The following is an 18504-nucleotide window of genomic DNA, read 5'->3' on the forward strand; positions in this document are numbered from 1 at the left end:
GCTGTCGTGGCTATTACATCTTAATTATTGGCTGTGGCGAAACCGACAGCAGATCTGCGCTTAGAACGGGGCCGCAGCAACGCGGCCCCACATCACTTACTGGCTCTCTTTCTTCACCTGGCTGAGCGGTTTAACCCACGGGTTCGCCGCACGCACTTCCGCCGGCAGTGAAGCTACTGCACGTTTGGCTTCGGCCGGTGTGGCATAAGCGCCGCTCACCAGCACGTACCACGGCTGGCCGTTACGCGTGGTTTTATACACGTGATAACCGCTCAGATTCTGTTTCTTCGCCCAGGCGTTCAGGCTCGCTTCTTTCGACGCCCCGCTCAGCTGCAGCGTGTAGTTGCCGCCCGATGGCAGCGACTTGCTGGCACCGCCACTGCTGGCCGGTGCGCTGTTGTGCGCGGTGGTGGTGTGCGTTTTGTTCTCTTTTACTGCGGCCGGTTTGCTGGCAGCCGGGGTTTTGTGGCTGCTGCCGCTGCTGGCACCGAGGCTGCGCGGTGGCGTCTCAGCGCGTACCGCCGGCGGCGTGACCGCTTTGCCGGCGCTGCCGCTGACCGTTGCCGGTGCGGTAGGCAGCGAACTGTTGCCCTGTGCGCCCTGCGCCGCGGCATCAACGGAACCCTGCTGATTATTCAGCGCGGTATTGAGATCGCCCGGCAGCGTTACGCGCTGCTGGTTGGCCGGTGTGTCAACCGGTGCTGCCTGAGTCGGCGTGGAGGAGACAGACGGCATGGAGATTGACTGACCGTCACTGCCGGCAGGTGCGGCGTTACCGGCGGTATTCTGCGGCGCACTGCCCTCAGCCGACGGCGTGGCATTCTGCTGGCCGCTCATGGCGGTTGAACCTGACAGGTCGATATTCTTTTCACTGCCGCCGCCAGCTGGTGCCGCGCTACCGGTGCTGGCGCTGTTGCTGGCCGGTTTTTTCTCGTCCGGGCCGGTCAGCGCGGAGCCAATGCCCAGCACCAGAATCAGCAGCACCAGAATGCCGATACCCATCATCATATGCTGACGGGAAACCGGTACTTTCGCTTTCGGCGCAGAAGACGATTTGCGAGGCCGCGTGGGACGGCGGTCACTGGCGTCAGGTTTTAACTCGTCTTCCGGTTTGAACTCATCCATTTAGCCTCCTCCGTAAAACGGCACGCTTCCCACGTGCCGCATCACTGCTCACTGTTCCCCCGCCGGACAGCAGCCCGACGTAGTCCGGGGATAATCAAGATACTTTGCAATCGTTAATCGCAGCCAGCACCATATCATGCGCCACGCCGCCACGCACTTCGGAGCGGCCAATAGCGAGAGGCAGCACCAGACGCAGCTCGCCGCCGAGCACTTTTTTATCGCGCATCATGTGCGGCAGATAGGCTTCTGCCGTCATGCTGGCCGGGCCGTTAACCGGCAGGCCAGCACGCTGCAGCAGCGCAATAATGCGGTCAGTATCGGCAGCGCTGAACTGACCCAGACGCTCAGCGGTGCGCGCCGCCATCACCATGCCCGCCGCAACCGCTTCACCGTGCAACCAGTTGCCGTAACCCATATGCGCTTCAATCGCATGACCAAAGGTATGACCGAGATTGAGCAGCGCTCGCAGGCCGGTTTCACGCTCATCGGCCGCCACCACGTCGGCTTTCAGCTCGCAGCAGCGGCGAATGCAGTAAGCCATGGCGGTGTTATCCAGCGCCAGCAGCGCATCAAGATTCTGCTCCAGCCACTGGAAAAATTCACCGTCGAGAATGATGCCGTATTTGATCACTTCCGCCAGACCGGAGGCCAGCTCGCGCGGCGGCAGCGTAGTGAGGCAGTCGGTATCGACCACCACCGAAGCCGGCTGGTAGAAAGCACCGATCATGTTTTTACCGAGGGGATGGTTCACCGCAGTTTTGCCCCCGACCGAGGAGTCAACCTGCGACAGCAAGGTGGTCGGCACCTGAATAAAGCGTACGCCGCGCTGGTAGCTGGCGGCCGCAAAACCGGTCAGATCGCCAATCACGCCACCGCCCAGCGCAATCAGCGTGGTGTCACGGCCGTGCGGCTTCTGCAGTAGCGCGGTGAAAACCTCGTCCATCACCGCCAGCGTTTTGTACTGCTCACCGTCGGGCAGAATCACCTGATCCACTTTCACCCCGGCGTTGCTCAGCAGCGTCGCGAGTTTGTCCAGATAGATCGGTGCCAGCGTCTGATTCGTCACCAGCATGGCATTGTCGCCGGCTTTCAGCGGCCAAAAAGAAGCCGGATCGTTAAACAGTCCGGCAGCGATGGTGATGGGGTAACTGCGATCCCCCAGTGAGACAGTGATCTTCTCCATGATGACCGATACCTATTGCTGAGCCCTCAGGGTGCTGGATTAATTTTTTTCCAGCATGTTGATGATCTGATTGGCGACAACTTTTGCACTTTGATCGTCAGTGCGAATGGTGACGTCAGCGATCTCTTCATAAAGCGGATTACGTTCGCCAGCCAGCGCTTCCAGTACTTCGCGCGGCGGTTCGTCAACCTGCAGCAGCGGACGCTTTTTATCACGCTGAGTGCGGGCAAGCTGCTTTTCGATGGTGGTTTCGAGGTAGACGACCACACCGCGGGCGGAGAGACGATTACGGGTTTCACGGGATTTGACGGAGCCGCCACCGGTCGCCAGGACAATGCCCTGTTTCTCGGTCAGCTCGTTGATGATTTTCTCTTCACGATCGCGAAAACCGGCTTCGCCTTCCACATCAAATACCCAGCCTACATCCGCTCCGGTACGTCGCTCAATTTCCTGATCGGAATCGAAAAATTCCATATTGAGTTGCTGAGCTAACTGACGACCAATAGTGCTTTTGCCGGCACCCATCGGCCCAACCAGAAAGATATTGCGTTTCTCTGCCATTTTGTCGGTATTACTAAGAATTCGTTGATGATACCCCGCGTTCAGCACATTGCTGGCGGGACAGGAACTGAGACCTCATGAGCGTTAGCAAGAGTCAGACGGAAAATTATCTCAACACTCATGGCCGTTTGGCAACCGAATAAATTGCCCCCGGCGACCTTCAAACAGGACCGGTCTGTGGTTCGCGAGACGGTAACGCTCTTCCTTTTTTGCCATCCTTGTGCGCGCTACAGGTGCGCTGGCTGGGCCTGTCGCTCCCGACAGCTTACCTGCGTAAACTGTGGAATAGGTGCCGTTGCTGACGTCCTGTACCACCCAAAATTCGGGCATATTTCTTTCGATGTCAGTATCGCTTGTCACTGACACCCGCCGGAAGGTTATCCTGCCGCGTTCCGTTACACCGTTTTAAAATCGCTAAACCTTGTATGCTAATTCCTGCCCTGCGTCAACGCAGTTGGTCATATGGAGCGAATTTTCCGCTTTATCCGGCGGTAAGCGCTGCTTCCCTGACCAGTCGCGGCGTGATGAAGATCACCAGCTCACGTTTTTTGCGCTCGTCGGTCTGCTGACGAAACAGACTGCCGAGCAGCGGCACCTCGCCCAGCCACGGCACGCGCTTTTCGCCCTGGGTGCGCTGCTGCTGGAAAATACCGCCCAGCGCCAGCGTTTCACCGTCGCGCAGCGTCACCTGAGTGGCGATTTCCTGCTTATCGATGCTCAGCACCTGGCTTTCCCCCATCGTCAGGCTGCGACCCGGCATGTTCTGGCTCAGCCGCAGCGTGAGCTGAATACGCCCGTTGCCCAATACTACTGGCGTCACCTCCATGCCCAGCACCGCCTCTTTGAACTCAATCGCCGTCGCGCCGCTGTTACCGGATTTCACCTCATAGGGAATTTCGGTGCCCTGCTTAATGGTGGCGGTCTGCTGGTGCGAGGTAAACAGCCGCGGGCTGGCGATGATTTCAATCTGGTTCTCCTGCTCCAGCGCGCTCAGCTCCAGGTTAAGCAGTTCGCCGCTCATCGGTCCGAGCGTGACGCCGGCGCGTATCGCCGGATTGCTCACCGCCAGCGGCACCAGCAGCTGCGGATTGCGCAGCGCCCCGGTGACCACATCACCGGGTGCGGTGCTCCAGCTGACGCCGAGCTCGCGCAGATGCTCTTCATTGATGGTAACAATGTGCGCTGACAGCTCCACCTGCTCCAGCGGCAGATCCAGCGCCTGCAGCCAGCGCTCGGTGTCGCGCAGCGCCTGCGCGCTGTCCCGCAGCAACAGGCTGTTGGTACGGCTATCCACCGTCACGCTGCCGCGCGGCGTCATCAGCGAGCGTTCCGCCTGCAGGCTGCGGTAAACATCGCTGGCGCTGGCGTAGTGCAGCGTGACGGTGCGCTGCTCAAGCGGCGCCTGCAGCTGCTTATCTTCACGCTCCGCCTGTGCCTGCTGTGCCTGTCGCTGCTGCCAGCTCTCCGGATAGACCAGCAGCACGCCCTCCTCCTGGATCACGGTGAGTTTCGCCAGCCGCGTGACCAGCGCCAGTGCGCGCTCCCAGCCGACGTCATCGAGTCGCAGCGACAGCCGCCCCTCCACGCCCGGCGCGATCAGCAGATTAGTTTGCTGATAGTCAGCCAGCGCCTGCAGAATACGCTCGACCGGCGCATCATCAAATACCAGGCTCAGGGGCTGATCAGCGGCGTGCAGCGGACTGCTCAGCGCCAGCCACAGCAGCAGCGTCATCCTTTTCATAAAATCCTCCTTTTATTACCCATGTGATGTGCTGCGGCGGACAGCTCTGCGTGGCGCTCAGTACCAGCGTATGTGCGCTGAGCTGGGTCACCTGCCACGGTGCCAGCGGAAAAGCAGCCGGTGCGCTCAGCCGCTGACGTTTGCCCTGCGGTGAAACCAGCCAGGCCACAAAGTGCGGCGCGCGACCAATGATGCCCTGTAATCGCCAGCCCTGCGGTACGGCAGCGGGCGCCTGACACTGGCTGGCAGCCTGCGGCTGGAACGGATCGCGCGCCAGCGCCCAGCTGCTGCACAGCAGTAACACCAGTGCGCTACTCCGCATCGTCACTCTCCAGCCAGAACTCGCTGTGTAACACGCCCTGATCCGCCTGCAGCTGAAAACGCTGTGGCACCGCTAACGCCGTCGCAGCCAGCCCGCTGAACAGCGGCAGAAACTGCGGCCAGCTCAGGCGCAGCGCCAGCTGCTGTGGCTGACTGTCCGGATGCCAGGCCTCGAGCTGATTGCCGCGCGCTGCCACCAGTTGCTCTAACGATACGGATGCTGCCGTTGCCGCTGGCTGCAACGTTGCGATCTCCGCCTGAAGCTGTTCGATGGCCGGTCGCGCGTCCAGCTGCTGCTGACGTTGCTGGTGCTGCTGCGCCAGTTGTGACAGCTGCTGTTGCAGCGTGCTGAATTGCTGCTGTTGCGGACGCAGCAGCAGTAGCCACGCCAGCCCGAGTAGCAGCAGCGTCAGAAGTTGCAGGCTGGCTATTCGCCACGTCAGTGCCAACTGCAACCAGCGCTGGATGAGTTCATTCATCGGTCGCCTCCTGCAGCCGGGCACGCAGCGCGAAGCGGTAATCTCCCTGCGCCTGACGCTGTACGCTGCCCTGCTTCACCGCCGCAAACAGCGGCTGCGTCTGCAGTTGCTGGCGGAACGCGCTGACATCAGCCAGGCTCTGCGCCAGACCGTCCAGCACCAGTCGCCCCTGTCGCCGCTCCACACGACTCAGCCACAGCGTCTCCGGCATCAGCGCGGGCAGTTGCTGCCAGAACTGCTGCCAGCGTTGATGCTGCAGCAGCCGCTGTTGCTGCGCCTGCTGCCTGCGTAACAGATCATCCCGCTGCGCCATCAGCGTTTGCTGTTGCGCCAGCCGCTGCTGTATCTGCTGGAGCTGAATGGTCATAGCGGCCTGCTGCCGGGCTGCCTGCTGGAGCCGCTGTTCAGCGCGCCACCACAGCAGCAGCGTGAGTAACAGCGTTACCAGCAGCACGACAACCAGCAACGCCACACTGTGCTGGCGGCGTAGCAGCAACTGCTGTGCCCGCCACGGGAGCAAATTGACCGCCAGCATCAGTAATCCTCCGGACGCAGCGCCAGGCCTAGCGCAATCGCCAGCGCGCCCGCCTCTGCCGGTAGTGGCGGTTGCAGATAGTGCAGCAGCGCCAGCGGCTTGCAGCGCTGCACTTCCGCCTCCGGCAACGCCTGCGGTGAGGTGCAGAACACCGTTTGTGCCTGGGGAAAGGTGTCACGCAGATGGGCGAGCGTCAGGGGTTCGGTCCCCGCGCCGCAGGCGCTATTTTCGCCGGCCAGCGTCCACAGCCAGTGGTCGCAGAGCGGATGGATCAGCAGCTGATGCGGGCGCAGCGGAACGCGCATGGCGATCTGCGTCAGTGCCAGACTGCTCAGCTCAAACACGTCGGGGCGCAGTCCGGCCTGCTGCAGCGGCGCCAGCCACTGGGCGATGACATCGCGGCGCGCGGCGGTGACGTGCAGCTGGCTGGCGCTGCCGCCCAGCCGGTAATCCAGCGACAGCGAGGCGGCTTCGACCGGGAACAGGCGTGATGCAGACGCGTTAACGTAGCGGCTGAGCGCCGGCTCGCGTAATGAGGTCTCTGGCAACGGCAGCGTACGCTGCAGCACCAGCTGCGGCGGCAGGCCAACGCGCAGTGAGTAGCGCCTGGGTAAATGACGCTGCCAGCGCACCAACATCTCCTGTAACACTGGCGAGGTTTGCAACACGCCGTTGCGTAACGTATCGTGCGGCAGCGGCTGCTGCTGCCAGTGTCGCAGCTGCCATCCGTGACGGCGTCGTTCAATGCCAAGGGCGCAGAGTTGCCCGTTCTGGATGTCCAGTCCAATTTGCCAGCGCTGAAAAGCCATGCGCGCGATCTCCTTATCGTTACAGGAAAAAGGATGATTACCCGCATTGCATGAAGAATGACGGGTATATCAAAGCGTCAGGCTTGCCTTTATACTACCGCGCGATTGTTTATAAACTGCCCAAACGCCAACAGATGGGAATTCTCAGGTGAAGTTCGTAAAGTATTTATTGATCCTTGCAGTGTGTTGCATTTTGCTGGGAGCCGGCACGGTTTATGGTTTGTACAAATACATAGAGCCGCAGCTGCCTGATGTGAACACATTGAAAGATGTGCGCCTGCAAACCCCGATGCAGGTTTACAGCGCGGATGGCGAGCTGATCGCCCAGTACGGTGAAAAGCGCCGTATCCCGCTCACCCTGCAACAGATGCCGCCTGAGCTAATCAAAGCGTTTATCGCCACCGAAGACAGCCGCTTTTATGAGCATCACGGCGTCGATCCGGTGGGGATTTTCCGCGCCGCCAGCATCGCGCTGGTCTCCGGCCACGCCTCGCAGGGCGCCAGTACCATTACGCAGCAGCTGGCGCGTAACTTCTTCCTCAGCCCTGAACGCACGCTGATGCGTAAAATCAAGGAAGCCTTCCTGGCGATTCGCATCGAGCAGTTGCTGAGTAAGGATGAAATCCTTGAGCTGTATCTGAATAAAATCTATCTCGGCTATCGCGCTTACGGCGTCGGTGCGGCGGCGCAGGTTTACTTCGGTAAACCGGTCGATCAGCTGTCGCTGAGTGAGATGGCGATGATCGCCGGCCTGCCGAAAGCGCCGTCGACCTTTAACCCGCTCTATTCACATGCCCGTGCGCTGGCGCGCCGTAATGTGGTGCTGGCTCGCATGCTGGATCAGAACTACATCACGCAGCAGCAGTATAACGACGCGCGCAACACGCCGCTAACCGCCAGCTATCACGGCCCGGAAATTGCCTTCTCTGCACCGTATCTCACCGAGCTGGTGCGTCAGGAGATGGTGAAACGCTACGGCGACAGCGCCTACGATGATGGCTACAAAGTGTATACCACCGTGACCCGTCATCTGCAGGAAGCCGCACAGCAGGCGGTGCGCAACAACGTGATGGCCTACGATATGCGTCACGGCTACCGCGGCCCGACCAACGTGCTGTGGAAAGTGGGCGAAGCCAGCTGGGATCACACCCGCATCGTCAACGCGCTGAAAGATCTGCCGGTCTACGGTCCGCTGAACGCCGCCGTGGTCACCAGCGCCAGCGCCGACGAAGCCACCGCCATGCTGAAAGATGGCAGCAGCGTTTCGCTGACCTTAGCCGGCGTGCGCTGGGCGCGTCCGTATAAATCCGACACCCTGCAGGGCCCGACGCCGCGCAGCGTCACTCAGGTGCTGCAGGCTGGCCAGCAGATTTGGGTACGTAAAGTCGGGGATGCATGGTGGCTGGGACAGGTGCCGCTGGTGAACTCGGCGCTGGTGTCGCTTAATCCGGAAGACGGTGCGGTACGCGCGCTGGTGGGCGGTTTTGACTTCAACCAGAGTATGTTCAACCGCGCCACCCAGGCGCTGCGTCAGGTCGGCTCGAACATCAAGCCGTTCCTGTATACCGCCGCCATGGACCGCGGCCTGACGCTGGCCTCCATCCTCAACGACGTGCCGATTTCACGCTGGGATGCCGGTGCCGGCGCAGACTGGCGACCAAAGAACTCGCCGCCGACTTATGCGGGTCCGATTCGTTTACGCCAGGGGCTGGGTGAGTCGAAAAACGTGGTGATGGTGCGCGCGATGCGTGCCATGGGCGTTGATTACGCCGCTGAGTATCTGCAGCGCTTTGGCTTCCCGGCGCAGAACATTATCCATACCGAGTCGCTGGCACTGGGCGCCGCATCCTTCACGCCAATGCAGGTGGCGCGCGGCTATGCGGTGATGGCCAACGGCGGCTTCCTGGTCGATCCTTACTTCATCGCCAAGATTGAGAACGAACAGGGCGGCGTGATTTTCCAGGCGCAGCCGAAGATCGCCTGCCCGCAGTGCAATCTGCCGGTGATCTATGGCGACACCAAAAAGTCGGTGGCGCTGAATGAAGAGAGCGTGGAAAACGTCGCCACCTCGAATCAGCAGCAGAATCAGACCGTGCCGCAGCCCGAGCTCGAACAGGTACCGGCTCAGCCGCAGCCGGCCGGCGATCAGCAGTATGCGCCGCACGTGATCAACACGCCGCTGGCGTTCCTGATCAAGAGCGCGCTGAACTCTAACATCTTCGGTGAACCGGGCTGGATGGGAACCGGCTGGCGTGCCGGTCGCGATCTGAAGCGCAACGATATCGGCGGCAAAACCGGTACCACTAACAGTTCCAAAGACGCCTGGTTCTCCGGTTATGGTCCGGGCGTGGTGACGTCGGTGTGGATTGGCTTTGATGATTCGCGCGCGCTGGGTCGCACCACGGTATCGGGTGCAATTCCGGATCAGATCTCCGGCTACGAAGGCGGCGCGAAGAGTGCGCAGCCGGCATGGGATGATTACATGAAAGTGTCGCTGGATGGTGTGCCGGTGCAGCCGCTGACACCGCCGGACGGCGTGGTGACGGTGACCATTGACCGCAGCACCGGCAAGCTGGCCAACGGTGGCGGCAACACCCGTCAGGAGTACTTCATCAACGGCACCCAGCCGACCGAGTATTCGGTGCATGATGTGGGCACCACCATCATGGACAACGGTGAAAGCCACGAACTGTTTTGATCAAAAAAGCCGGGAAAATCCCCGGCTTTTTGTTTTTACCCCGTGCGACTGTCCGCGCCTTTTATTGCGCCGCCAGGTGTCCTCAATAACTCAACCGCCCCTGCTTCACCAGCCACTCACGCACCATGAACAGCGCGCTGACGTTACGCGCCTCGCGAAAATCCGGCTCTTCCAGCAGCGCCAGCAGATTGCTGAGCGGCCAGCGGCGTACAATCAGCGGCTCCGGCTCATCCCCTTCCAGCTTCTCTTCGTACAACCCTTCAGCTACCACGATATTCATCTTGCTGGAGAAATAGGACGGCGCCATGGTGAGTTTGCCCAGCGCTTCCAGCTGATGCGCGCCAAAGCCCACTTCTTCTTTCAGCTCACGGTTGGCGGCTTCAAAAACGCTTTCACCAGGATCGATTAAACCTTTCGGGAAGCCCAGCTCATAGGTTTCCAGTCCGACGGCGTACTCCTGGATCAGGATCACGTCATCGCCAATGATCGGCACAATCATCACCGCTTCACGATCGGAGGGCTTCATGCGCTCATAGACGCGACGCGCACCGTTGCTGAAGGCGAGATCAACCGCTTCGATGGTAAACAGGCGGGAGCGGGCCACCGCTTCCACGTTGAGGATGTCAGGTTTTTTCAGGGGAGTGGTCATATCAGCCTCAAACTTAGCACAGCCTTGTGAAACGCGATGACGTCAGCATACCGAAGCCCGCGGCATTGTGCGACACGCAGCGCGGGTCAATCATGGTGACATACATTTGTCCGCTGCCGCTAACAACTTCTTGTTATCTGCACAGTAAGATTTTCACAATAAGTCAACGGGGTAGCAGCAAATTCGGATAATACCGATGTTTAATTGAGGGGCTTGTGAGTACCATCCCGTTAAGGAATAATCTAACAAATTTATAATACAATGATTTTGCGCGGTATTTTGTTTCATTTGCCTCTTGTCAGAATGACTTCTGCTCGCCAAAATTGACTCGTATTGCAGGTTTTACCGGGAGCACATCGTAAACGTGACGGCAGTTTTTTGGCTGGATTGAGCAAAGCATGAGCACTCTTATCGTCATTCTGGCTGTCATGCTGGCCTGTTCGTTAGTGGCCGGAATCGGCTACTGGTACGCTATGCGGCATCGTCCGCCGTTGGCGAAACCACTGCCGTTTATCAGTCCGCCCTGCCGTAAACTCACCGATGAAGAACGCGCTGCCGTTGAGAAGTATATTGCGTCGCTGGGTAAAGCGCGTCAGCACAGCAGCGGGCGATCGACCCGATCGTCACGGGAACCCGAAGCGCTGGCGCTGACCGCACAGAGCAATAATGTTTATCCCGTTACCCGCTCCATCACCCGTTACGGCCTCTCCACTGACGATCCCCACAAATGGCGCTACTACCTGGATGAAGTCGAGGTGCATCTGCCGCCGCTGTGGGAGCAGTACATCGCTGAAGAAAACTACGTCGAGCTGATCCGCACCCAGACCCTGCCGCTGGTGATCTCGCTCAACGGCCACTCGCTGGTGAACTATGCGGTGGAACAACCGGCGCTGCCGCCGCTGGTGCGGCCGATGTCGACCAACGCTTCGATTCGTAAAGAGGAGAGCGAAAACGTCGAGCTGCTGCAGGTGCGCAAAGAGTCGCCGGAAGAGTATCAGCTGTCGCGCGCCGACGGCACACGTGAAGCAAGCGCCATTTGCTGCGCCTTCCTGCTGTTTTTCCTCAGCCTGGTGCTGCCCGGCAGCCTGATGCTGTGGATTGCGCTGCCCGCTGGCGCGATCGTCGCTGTCAGCCTGTGGTTTATGTACCGATTCCCCGGAGAAAAAGGGCTGCGCGATGTGCACTGTCTGCGCGGCGCACCGAAGCGCTGGGGCCTGTTTGGCGAATCCAATCAGGAGCAGAGCAACATTTCGCTCGGTATCATCGACTTAATCTATCCGGCACACTGGCAGCCTTATGTGGCGCACGACCTGGGCCAGGTGACGGATGTGGACATCTACCTGAATCGTCAGGTGGTACGCCAGGGGCGCTTCCTGTCGCTGCAGGATGAAGTCCGCAACTTCCCGGTACAGCGCTGGCGTAAAAACCTGGTGCTGGCGTGCGGTTCGCTGCTGGTGCTGGTGATGCTGGTGAGCTGGATTCCGCTCAGCATGCCGATCAAACTCAGCCTCGCCTGGCTGAAAGGCACCGAAAGTGTGGAAGTGAACAGCGTCGATAAACTCACTGCCCTGCCGCTGCACATTGGCGATAGCCTGAAAGTGAGCGGCACCGGCATGTGCTCGGTTCCGGGCAATTACCAGAGCAACCGCAGCTACGGCTACATGCCGTTCGACTGCTCGGCGATTTACTGGAACAACGCTGCGCCGCTGCCGCTGCCGCAGTCCGACATCATCGACAAAGCCGCCGCGCTGCTGGAGACCACCACGCAGCAGCTGCATCCGGAAACCAACACCGACCCGAAACTTAACCCGCAGCTGGCGTCGGCGATTCAGAAATCAGGCATGATCCTGCTGGATGATTTCTCCGATCTGGTGTTGAAAACCCAGCAGCTGTGCAGCCAGCAGCAGGACTGCGTGCGCCTGAAAAATGCGCTGGTTAACCTCGGTAACGCCAAAGACTGGGATACGCTGATTCACCGTGCGGATTCCGGCAAGCTCAACGGCATGAACGTGCTGCTGCGCCCGGTTAGCGCCGAAGCGCTGGAGAATCTGGTGAACACCGCCACCTCGACCTTCTTCTCGCGGGAGACGCGTCGCGCGGCGGAAACCCTGAACAGCCCGCCGCCGGGCGGATTCCTGATCATTAGCGATGAAGGCCGGCAGATGGTGAACCAGCCGCAGCCGTCGGTAGCGCTGTTCGATCTCGACGCCCCTTCACAATGGCACGAACTGCAGCGCCTGTCCGGCATGCTGCTGCACACACCGTTTGCCGCCAGCGGTATCATTACCAGCATTACCACCGATGCCAACGGCACGCGCCACATCGCCCTGCACAACGAGCCCGACGCCATGGCGCAGTGGCGCTATCTGGGCACCGCGCTGCTAATGCTGGTGCTGATTGTCAGCGCCGTCAGCAACGGCCTGCTGGCGCTGCGCCGCATCCACCGCAACCGCCTGCGTATGGCGCAGATTCAGCAGTATTACGACAAGTGCTTTAACCACAACCTCAGCACTATGCAGAGCGTGCGCTCGCTGTTCTGACCCTCCGCCTTCTGTGCTACCCTGTCGCCCTGTTTTTCAGGGCGGAAAACAAAATGCCGATTACGCTTAAGGGATTGGCGATGGATCGGCAGCCCGCAACGGCACCTCGCCCTTGATTTATCACGTTGTACCCATACCTTTGGGTATCCGGCACCGGCCCGATCCATTTTTCCGGCGTCATGCGACCGTGTGCGACCGATCGCCACACGGCGCGACGCAGCGTAACAGCAGGAGCCGCAATGAAAGAGAAAACCAGTGAAGGCGTCCGCCTTGATAAATGGCTGTGGGCCGCGCGCTTCTATAAAACCCGCGCGCTGGCTCGCGACATGATTGAAGGCGGCAAAGTGCATTACAACGGCCAGCGCAGCAAACCGGGCAAAGTGGTCGAACTGCAGGCCGAGCTGACGCTGCGTCAGGGCAACGATGAGCGCACGGTGATTATCACCGCCATCGGCGACCAGCGGCGTCCGGCCAGCGAAGCGCAGCAGATGTACGCGGAGACGGCCGCCAGCATCGAAAAGCGCGAAAAGAACGCGCTGGCGCGCAAAATGAATGCCCTGACCATGCCGCATCCCGATCGCCGCCCGGATAAAAAAGAGCGCCGCGATCTGCTGAAATTTAAATTGTCGGGCGATGAATAACTCGCGCCCCCACGAGAGAAACCTTATGTCTGTTCAAGATCAACTGCATCGCTACCTGTTTGAAAACGTCGCCGTGCGCGGCGAGCTGGTCAACGCATCTCAAACCTGGCGCGACATCGTGCAGAACCACGACTACGCCGAGCCGGTCAAAACGCTGCTGGGCGAACTGCTGGTTGCCACCAGCCTGCTCACCGCTACGCTGAAATTTGACGGCGACATCACCGTGCAGCTGCAGGGCGATGGCCCGCTGAGCATGGCGGTGATCAACGGAAATAACCGCCAGGAGCTGCGCGGCGTGGCGCGGCTGAAAGAGGATGCGGAGATTGCCGCCGGCAGCAGCCTGAAGCAGATGGTGGGTAACGGCTATCTGGTGATCACCATTTCGCCTGAGAAAGGCGAGCGCTATCAGGGCGTGGTCGGCCTGGAAGCCGATACGCTGGCGGGCTGTCTGGAAGATTACTTCATGCGTTCCGAGCAGCTGCCAACCCGCCTGTTCATTCGCACCAGCGAGAAAGGCGCAGCCGGTATTCTGCTGCAGGTGCTGCCCGCGCAGGAGCCCAACCTGGATGACTTCAACCATCTGGCCACGTTAACCGAAACCGTGAAGAGCGAAGAGCTGATTGAGCTGCCCGCTACTGACGTACTGTGGCGTCTCTATCATCAGGAAGAAGCCACGGTTTACGATCCGGCGCCGGTCAGTTTCAAATGCACCTGCTCGCGCGAACGCTGCGGTGAAGTGCTGAAAACGCTGCCGCCAGAGGAAGTGGATGAGATTCTGGTCGAAGACGGCAAAATTGATATGCACTGCGACTATTGCGGCACGCACTATGTGTACGATGCAGTGGATATTGCTGCTATTCGTAACGCTCCCTCCGGCAATAGCGATCAACTGCATTAATCAGCAAACGGGCGGTGACGCCGCCCGTATTTTTCGCCGGCGTAGCGCTATGATTTTTCACGGAAATTAACTAATTTACGCTAACTTTAGTTTCATAAGTGGCAGATTTCTCTACTTGTCACGTTCCAGCTCGCATTTTTAACTCTCTTCACTTTTCCACCTCGCTCAGACGTGTACACTGCGCGCGATCTGCCCTGTGCGGCTATGCGCAGCAGGACGCAGAAACCCTCATAAAAAATGCCATGAAGTACCGATTTAAGGAGCAGTCACATGCGCGTTAACGGCCTGACATCGCAAGACCTCGAAACGCTCGGAATTAGCGGCACCACCGAGGTGGTGTACAACCCTGATTACGCCACGTTATTTCAGGAAGAAACCCGCCCGGAGCTGGAAGGTTACGCGCGCGGCACCCTGACGCAGAGCGGTGCCATTGCCGTGGATACCGGCATCTTCACCGGACGTTCGCCGAAAGATAAATACATCGTGCGGGATGACACCACGCGTGACACGCTGTGGTGGAACGACGTTGGCAACGGCAAGAACGACAACCAGCCGCTGTCACAGGAAACCTGGCAGGCGCTGAAAGATCGCTGCACGCAACAGCTTTCCGGCAAGCGTCTGTTTGTGATTGACGCCTTCTGCGGCGCCAACCCGGACACCCGCCTCAGCGTACGTTTCGTGATGGAAGTGGCGTGGCAGGCGCATTTCGTCAAAAACATGTTTATCCGTCCGACTGAAGCCGAACTGGCTGAGTTTACGCCGGATTTCGTGGTGATGAACGCGGCGCAGTGCACCAATCCGGACTGGCAGGCGCAGGGGCTGCATTCAGAGAATTTTGTCGCCTTTAACCTGACCGAACGCATGCAGCTGATCGGCGGCACCTGGTACGGCGGCGAGATGAAAAAAGGCCTGTTCGCTATCATGAACTATCTGCTGCCGCTGAAGGGTATCGCCTCGATGCACTGCTCGGCCAACGTCGGCAAAGCGGGCGACGTGGCGGTGTTCTTTGGCCTGTCCGGTACCGGTAAAACCACGCTCTCTACCGATCCGGATCGTCAGCTGATCGGCGACGATGAGCACGGCTGGGACGACGACGGCGTCTTTAACTTCGAAGGCGGCTGCTACGCCAAAACCATCAATCTGTCAGAGCAGGCCGAGCCGGAGATTTACCGCGCGATTCGCCGCGATGCGCTGCTGGAGAACGTGATGGTGCGCGCCGACGGCACGGTCGATTACGCCGACGCCAGCAAGACGGAAAACACCCGCGTGTCTTACCCGATCGAGCACATCGAAAACATCGTGCAGCCGGTGTCGAAAGCCGGCCACGCGAAGAAGGTCATCTTCCTGACCGCCGATGCCTTTGGCGTACTGCCACCGGTTTCGCGTCTGACGCCGGAGCAAACCCAGTACCACTTCCTGTCCGGCTTTACCGCCAAGCTGGCCGGCACCGAGCGCGGTGTGACGCAGCCCACTCCAACCTTCTCCGCCTGTTTTGGCGCGGCGTTCCTGACGCTGCATCCAACGCAGTACTCGGATGTGCTGGTGAAACGTATGCAGGCGTCCGGCGCGCAGGCCTATCTGGTGAATACCGGCTGGAATGGCAGCGGCAAGCGCATTTCGCTGAAAGACACACGCGCTATCATCAACGCGATTCTGGCCGGTGAGCTGGATGAAGCGGAGACCGTGACGCTGCCGGTGTTTAATCTGCAGGTGCCCACCACGCTGGCACAGGTGGACGATGCCATTCTCGATCCGCGCCGCAGCTGGTCTGACGCCGCCGCCTGGCAGCAGGCTGCCGAAGCGCTGGCGCAGCGCTTTATCACCAATTTCGAGAAGTACACCGACAACGATGCCGGCAAAGCGCTGGTGCAGGCCGGCCCGCAGCTGTGAAGTAGCCCAGCCGCCACAACGGCGGCTTAGCTAAGGCACATTTCGTCGCGGCGCAATCTATTGCGCATGCCTGCAGCGGCAATATCGCTGATGGATGCGCAATAGATTGCGCCGCGACGGTTGGTGCGGAAATTTAACTAACGTTACTGCTAACTGCCGTCGTGGCGCTATTTTCCGGAATCGGTAACCACGCACGGATACGTAATCCGCCGCGTTCACTGTCGCCAATCTCCAGCGATCCGTCATGCGCATCGATAATACGCTGCACAATCGCCAGGCCCAGACCGGTGCCGCTGGTGCTGCGCGCGCTGTCGCCACGCACAAACGGCTGGAACAGATGCTGTAACTGATCCGGCTTAATGCCCGGACCATCATCCTCCACCTGGAACCACGCGCGATTCAATTCCTGACCGCTGCTGACCTTGATCCAGCCGTTCCCGTAGCGCGCCGCGTTAACCACCAGATTCGCCACCGCGCGTTTAATCGACAGCGGGTTAATATCCAGCATCAGCTCCGCGTCCATCACCGCATTCTCAATCTCGCGCTCGTAGCCGCTCTCCGCCGCCACCACTTCGCCCAGCACGCTATTCAGATCGGCGCGCTCGGTTTGCATCTCCTGCCCGGTGCGCAGGTAATCGATGAACTGCTCGATGATGGCGTTGCACTCTTCGATATCTTTGTTGATCGACTCGGCCAGGTAGCCATCTTCCTCGCTCATCATCTCGGTGGCGAGACGGATGCGCGTCAGTGGCGTGCGTAGATCATGGCTGACGCCGGCCATCAGCAGCGTACGGTCATCGGCCAGCTGCTTCACGCCCGCCGCCATCTGGTTGAAGGCGCGCGTCACCGAACGCACTTCCGAAGCACCGTATTCGCGCAGCGGTGGCGGAATAATGCCTTTCCCCACCTGCAACGCAGCGTGTTCGAGATCGACTAAGGGTCGGTTTTGTATACGGATAAACAGCCAGGCGCCGCCAATCGCCAGCAGCATAATCGCCAGGGTATAGCGGAACAGCGGCGAGAAGTCGCCCTGATGGATTTCGGTCAGCGGTACGCGCACCCAGATATCCGGCGACAGCCAGGTTTTCAGCCAGACCACCGGCGAGTTTTTGTTAACCTCAACCCGCACGTCGGTCGGCCCGCCCAGCTGCTGCGCCATCTGTTCACTGAGGAATTCATAATGCTGCGCCCAGCGCAGCCCGCTCTCTTCCGCCGCCGCGTTGGTGTACAACGAGATGCCCAGCTCACGATAAATTTCGCGCCGGAAGGCCGGCGGCACTTCCAGCTGCGTACCATCCTCCAGCTGCAGCCGATCGGTCATCAGCATACGCACTTCGTAGGCGAGGACTTTGTTGAACTGCTGCAGGCTGGGAAGAATGGCGAAATTGAGCACCACCAGGTAGGTCGTTACCAGGCTGACGAACAGCAAGGTAACGATCAACAACAAGGTGCGGGCAAACGAACTGCGGGGTGAGAAGCGCAATCGCCTCATGCTTTACTGCCGTCCGGAACGAACACGTAGCCAAGGCCCCAGACGGTCTGGATGTAGCGCGGATGCGCCGGATCTTCTTCGACCATGCGGCGCAGACGAGAGATCTGCACGTCGATAGAACGCTCCATCGCACTGTACTCACGCCCGCGCGCCAGGTTCATCAGCTTATCGCGCGACAGCGGCTCACGCGGATGGCTCACCAGCGCTTTCAGCACGGCAAACTCTCCGCTGGTCAGCGGCATCGGCTCATCTTCACGGAACATTTCGCGCGTGCCGAGGTTCAGTTTGAACTTACCGAAGGCGATGACCGCTTCTTCCTGCGACGGCGCGCCCGGCAGCTCATTGGCCTGACGACGCAGCACGGCACGAATTCGCGCCAGCAGCTCACGCGGGTTGAACGGTTTTGGAATGTAGTCATCGGCGCCGATTTCCAGCCCCACGATACGATCGACCTCTTCACCTTTCGCGGTGACCATAATGATCGGCATCGGGTTACTCTGGCTACGCAGACGACGGCAAATTGACAGGCCATCTTCGCCCGGCAGCATTAAATCGAGCACCATTAAATGGAATGATTCGCGGGTCAGCAGACGATCCATCTGCTCGGCGTTGGCGACGCTGCGCACCTGAAAGCCCTGTTCGGTGAGATAGCGTTCGAGCAGTGCGCGCAGACGCATATCATCATCGACGACCAGAATTTTGTAGTTCTCTTGCATGTTCAACTCCCAAAGGCGCCATTGCCTGAGCCGATATTGTGTAAAAAAGATGCCTGTCTGTGACAGTCATTAATGGTTTATATTCTAGCCGAAATTGTTACAAAGCATATTAAACAGCAGCTTATCTTTAATTTTAACCGCGAACTGCGGCTCCGCTCGCGCTTTTCTGACTGATTTTGACGCCGTTTAGCGCTTGTCTGAAAATCAGCGGCGTTTTCTGCCGGCG

The 18504-nt window shown here is 59.6% G+C and carries 16 protein-coding genes; 5 read left to right on the forward strand and 11 right to left on the reverse strand.

All coding sequences use genetic code 11. The features are described 5' to 3' along the window. Positions 1-96: 96 nt before the first annotated feature. The 8 genes from F3J36_RS16235 to pilM all read right to left on the reverse strand — a co-directional run bounded on the left by F3J36_RS16235 (position 97) and on the right by pilM (position 6754). The gene (locus tag F3J36_RS16235; RefSeq protein WP_166720021.1) at positions 97-1125 is read right to left on the reverse strand and encodes an SPOR domain-containing protein; all 1029 of its coding nucleotides are present in this window, start codon (positions 1123-1125) and stop codon (positions 97-99) included. A gap of 94 nt (positions 1126-1219) precedes the next feature. Then, entirely contained in the window at positions 1220-2308 is a 1089-nt protein-coding gene (gene aroB / locus F3J36_RS16240; protein WP_058780177.1) for a 3-dehydroquinate synthase, read from the reverse strand. A 39-nt stretch (positions 2309-2347) separates the two neighbouring features. Continuing rightward, positions 2348-2869: a shikimate kinase AroK gene (gene aroK, locus F3J36_RS16245; protein WP_010617392.1), complete on the reverse strand. Its 522-nt coding sequence runs from the start codon at positions 2867-2869 to the stop codon at positions 2348-2350. Between the two features lie 481 nt (positions 2870-3350). Continuing rightward, a complete protein-coding gene (gene hofQ / locus F3J36_RS16250) occupies positions 3351-4610 on the reverse strand; it encodes a DNA uptake porin HofQ (RefSeq protein WP_166720022.1) in 1260 nt (419 codons plus the stop codon). After that, positions 4552-4932: a HofP DNA utilization family protein gene (locus F3J36_RS16255; protein WP_166720023.1), complete on the reverse strand. Its 381-nt coding sequence runs from the start codon at positions 4930-4932 to the stop codon at positions 4552-4554. Before F3J36_RS16255 ends, hofQ begins: the two co-directional genes overlap by 59 nt. Beyond that, positions 4922-5410 (reverse strand): hypothetical protein, encoded by a 489-nt coding sequence (locus tag F3J36_RS16260; RefSeq protein ID WP_166720024.1) that lies wholly within the window; start codon positions 5408-5410, stop codon positions 4922-4924. Before F3J36_RS16260 ends, F3J36_RS16255 begins: the two co-directional genes overlap by 11 nt. Beyond that, entirely contained in the window at positions 5403-5945 is a 543-nt protein-coding gene (locus F3J36_RS16265; protein ID WP_166720025.1) for a PilN domain-containing protein, read from the reverse strand. Before F3J36_RS16265 ends, F3J36_RS16260 begins: the two co-directional genes overlap by 8 nt. After that, positions 5945-6754, reverse strand: coding sequence for a type IV pilus biogenesis protein PilM (gene pilM, locus F3J36_RS16270; protein ID WP_166720026.1), 810 nt, complete (start codon positions 6752-6754; stop codon positions 5945-5947). The genes F3J36_RS16265 and pilM overlap by 1 nt, the downstream gene beginning before the upstream one ends. Before the next feature lie 148 nt (positions 6755-6902). Between pilM and mrcA the strand changes: the two genes are divergently transcribed. Then, positions 6903-9452, forward strand: a complete 2550-nt coding sequence (gene mrcA, locus F3J36_RS16275) for a peptidoglycan glycosyltransferase/peptidoglycan DD-transpeptidase MrcA (protein WP_166720027.1) — start codon at positions 6903-6905, stop codon at positions 9450-9452. Positions 9453-9534: 82 nt separating this feature from the next. Here mrcA and nudE read toward each other — a convergent pair whose 3' ends face one another. Further along, positions 9535-10101, reverse strand: coding sequence for an ADP compounds hydrolase NudE (nudE, locus tag F3J36_RS16280; RefSeq protein WP_058780182.1), 567 nt, complete (start codon positions 10099-10101; stop codon positions 9535-9537). Between the two features lie 398 nt (positions 10102-10499). On the opposite strand from nudE, the gene F3J36_RS16285 reads away from it, so the two are divergent. The 4 genes from F3J36_RS16285 (at position 10500) to pckA (ending at position 16070) form a co-directional block, all read left to right on the forward strand. Continuing rightward, positions 10500-12641 carry an intracellular growth attenuator family protein gene (locus tag F3J36_RS16285; RefSeq protein WP_021507414.1) on the forward strand — a complete coding sequence of 714 codons (2142 nt, stop codon included), beginning with the start codon at positions 10500-10502 and terminating at the stop codon, positions 12639-12641. 239 nt (positions 12642-12880) lie between these two features. Next, complete coding sequence (gene hslR / locus F3J36_RS16290) at positions 12881-13282, forward strand: ribosome-associated heat shock protein Hsp15 (RefSeq protein WP_021507413.1); 402 nt, start codon at positions 12881-12883, stop codon at positions 13280-13282. A gap of 25 nt (positions 13283-13307) precedes the next feature. After that, positions 13308-14180, forward strand: coding sequence for an Hsp33 family molecular chaperone HslO (gene hslO / locus F3J36_RS16295; protein WP_021507412.1), 873 nt, complete (start codon positions 13308-13310; stop codon positions 14178-14180). Between the two features lie 270 nt (positions 14181-14450). Further along, positions 14451-16070 carry a phosphoenolpyruvate carboxykinase (ATP) gene (gene pckA, locus F3J36_RS16300; protein ID WP_166720028.1) on the forward strand — a complete coding sequence of 540 codons (1620 nt, stop codon included), beginning with the start codon at positions 14451-14453 and terminating at the stop codon, positions 16068-16070. A 133-nt stretch (positions 16071-16203) separates the two neighbouring features. Here the strand turns inward: pckA and envZ are convergent, their stop codons facing one another. Together envZ and ompR are read right to left on the reverse strand one after the other, a co-directional pair. Next, positions 16204-17562: a two-component system sensor histidine kinase EnvZ gene (envZ, locus tag F3J36_RS16305; protein ID WP_166720029.1), complete on the reverse strand. Its 1359-nt coding sequence runs from the start codon at positions 17560-17562 to the stop codon at positions 16204-16206. Beyond that, on the reverse strand, positions 17559-18278 hold the full coding sequence (gene ompR / locus F3J36_RS16310; RefSeq protein WP_001157751.1) for a two-component system response regulator OmpR: 720 nt from the start codon (positions 18276-18278) through the stop codon (positions 17559-17561). The genes envZ and ompR overlap by 4 nt, the downstream gene beginning before the upstream one ends. Positions 18279-18504: the final 226 nt, after the last annotated feature.

Source organism: Pantoea sp. Cy-640 (assembly GCF_011752635.1).
GTDB classification, from domain to species: Bacteria; Pseudomonadota; Gammaproteobacteria; order Enterobacterales; family Enterobacteriaceae; genus Pantoea; species Pantoea dispersa.

Excerpts from the sequence above, each read along its gene's own strand:
- F3J36_RS16265 (WP_166720025.1), bottom strand. The coding sequence starts at position 5,945 with ATGCTGGCGGTCAATTTGCTCCCGTGGCGGGCACAGCAGTTGCTGCTA.
- pckA (WP_166720028.1), top strand. The coding sequence starts at position 14,451 with ATGCGCGTTAACGGCCTGACATCGCAAGACCTCGAAACGCTCGGAATT.
- F3J36_RS16235 (WP_166720021.1), bottom strand. The coding sequence starts at position 1,125 with ATGGATGAGTTCAAACCGGAAGACGAGTTAAAACCTGACGCCAGTGAC.
- nudE (WP_058780182.1), bottom strand. The coding sequence starts at position 10,101 with ATGACCACTCCCCTGAAAAAACCTGACATCCTCAACGTGGAAGCGGTG.
- ompR (WP_001157751.1), bottom strand. The coding sequence starts at position 18,278 with ATGCAAGAGAACTACAAAATTCTGGTCGTCGATGATGATATGCGTCTG.
- F3J36_RS16255 (WP_166720023.1), bottom strand. The coding sequence starts at position 4,932 with ATGCGGAGTAGCGCACTGGTGTTACTGCTGTGCAGCAGCTGGGCGCTG.
- hslO (WP_021507412.1), top strand. The coding sequence starts at position 13,308 with ATGTCTGTTCAAGATCAACTGCATCGCTACCTGTTTGAAAACGTCGCC.
- aroK (WP_010617392.1), bottom strand. The coding sequence starts at position 2,869 with ATGGCAGAGAAACGCAATATCTTTCTGGTTGGGCCGATGGGTGCCGGC.
- aroB (WP_058780177.1), bottom strand. The coding sequence starts at position 2,308 with ATGGAGAAGATCACTGTCTCACTGGGGGATCGCAGTTACCCCATCACC.
- hofQ (WP_166720022.1), bottom strand. The coding sequence starts at position 4,610 with ATGAAAAGGATGACGCTGCTGCTGTGGCTGGCGCTGAGCAGTCCGCTG.
- envZ (WP_166720029.1), bottom strand. The coding sequence starts at position 17,562 with ATGAGGCGATTGCGCTTCTCACCCCGCAGTTCGTTTGCCCGCACCTTG.
- F3J36_RS16260 (WP_166720024.1), bottom strand. The coding sequence starts at position 5,410 with ATGAATGAACTCATCCAGCGCTGGTTGCAGTTGGCACTGACGTGGCGA.
- pilM (WP_166720026.1), bottom strand. The coding sequence starts at position 6,754 with ATGGCTTTTCAGCGCTGGCAAATTGGACTGGACATCCAGAACGGGCAA.
- hslR (WP_021507413.1), top strand. The coding sequence starts at position 12,881 with ATGAAAGAGAAAACCAGTGAAGGCGTCCGCCTTGATAAATGGCTGTGG.
- F3J36_RS16285 (WP_021507414.1), top strand. The coding sequence starts at position 10,500 with ATGAGCACTCTTATCGTCATTCTGGCTGTCATGCTGGCCTGTTCGTTA.